The organism is Vibrio sp. 10N.222.52.B7 (genome assembly GCF_041474275.1).
In the GTDB taxonomy this organism is placed as follows: domain Bacteria; phylum Pseudomonadota; class Gammaproteobacteria; order Enterobacterales; family Vibrionaceae; genus Vibrio; species Vibrio crassostreae_C.
Genome location: NZ_JBFRTU010000580.1, coordinates 1 through 398, shown reverse-complemented (window position 1 = coordinate 398; position 398 = coordinate 1). Strand labels below are relative to the sequence as shown.

1 protein-coding gene is annotated in these 398 nt (G+C 40.7%); it reads right to left on the bottom strand.

The features are described 5' to 3' along the window. Positions 1-398, bottom strand: a 398-nt coding sequence (locus AB4512_RS24290) for an Ig-like domain-containing protein (protein ID WP_372176053.1), incomplete at both ends; no start/stop codon positions are given.

Below are 398 nucleotides of genomic sequence, written 5' to 3'. Positions count from 1 at the left end.
TACGAAATCATCGGTCGCCTCTTGTACAGCTATACTAGCGTCGCCATGGTAATAATGAACAGTATTCGACGCTTCGCTTGTATTGCCATAATTATCGACCTGCTTAGCAGTAAAGAACTCATTGTCATTAACAGATGTAGATACCAGATTTGATATATCAGTAGTCCAATTACCATCGTTATCTACTGTAATCGGACCAACGTTCACCTGATTATTGTCTTCATCGAATAATAGAATGGTTGAGCCAGGCTCACCCGTACCGCCCAATGTAACTTCAGAATAATCACTAGCTGCAGAATCATCTGAGATATTTGTAATCGAAGGCGCCTCTGGAATATCAGTAAACACAAAGTAGCGCTCTGTATTAGAAGCAACAAAATCGTTACCAGCATCATCAC